This window comes from Paenibacillus sp. 01T422 (genome assembly GCF_056398785.1).
In genome coordinates this window covers 1-713 of the sequence record NZ_JBFTQB010001487.1, presented here as the reverse complement: position 1 = coordinate 713, position 713 = coordinate 1, and the positions used below count along the sequence as shown (strand labels likewise).

Sequence of the window (713 nt, the reverse complement as noted above, 5' to 3'; positions counted from 1 at the left end):
GTTCAGACCCATCGCTTGGTAAAGGACCTCAGTTCCACGAGCCCAGTTATTGCCGAATACATAGAAATCTTTGGAGTCTGTTTCGATGACCGATACAGTCGCTTGCTCACCGATTTTGGCTTTGATTTCTTTGCCCAGGTCTGCCGCACGCTTCTTGAAATCATCGATCCACTTTTGCGTTTCTTTTTCTTTATTGAGCAATTTACCGATTTCAAGCTGCTGGGCTAAATAGTCCAGTTTGCCCCATGTATAGACGACGGTAGGCGCAATTTGCTTTAATTTTTCRATGTTTTTGGATTCGGAGCCAGCGATAATGAGATCCGGTTTCTGCTCAATAATTTTCTCAAGTTCATTCTCGGAAACAACGGAGACGCCTTTAAGTTTATCTTTGAAAAGAGGGTTCTTATTCGTCCATTCGTCGACTCCGACCAGTGTGCCGCCTAGCGATATCACGTTCGGCGCATTCGTCAGGGCAATGATACGCTTAGGATTCGCGGGCACCTGAACAGGTCCCGTTTCGGATGCATAGTTGATTGTGCCAGAAGCCTCTGTGGCAGTGGCTGACGCACTCGAACTTTGTGGGGATGCTGCAGGACTATTGTTGGATGTCTTGTTACCGCAAGCGGAGATAGCGAACATCAACGAAAGAATAATAGGAATAAAAAGCTTTTTCTTCATCTTGAAGTCTCCTTATAGGTGGAACTAAACCACTC

At 45.8% G+C, this 713-nt stretch carries 1 protein-coding gene; it reads right to left on the bottom strand.

Annotation, left to right across the window (positions count from 1 at the left end; all coding sequences use genetic code 11):
* Window positions 1-678, bottom strand: a 678-nt coding sequence (locus AC1DUA_RS39735; protein WP_477504891.1) for an ABC transporter substrate-binding protein, incomplete at its 3' end; no start/stop codon positions are given.
* Window positions 679-713 lie beyond the last annotated feature (35 nt).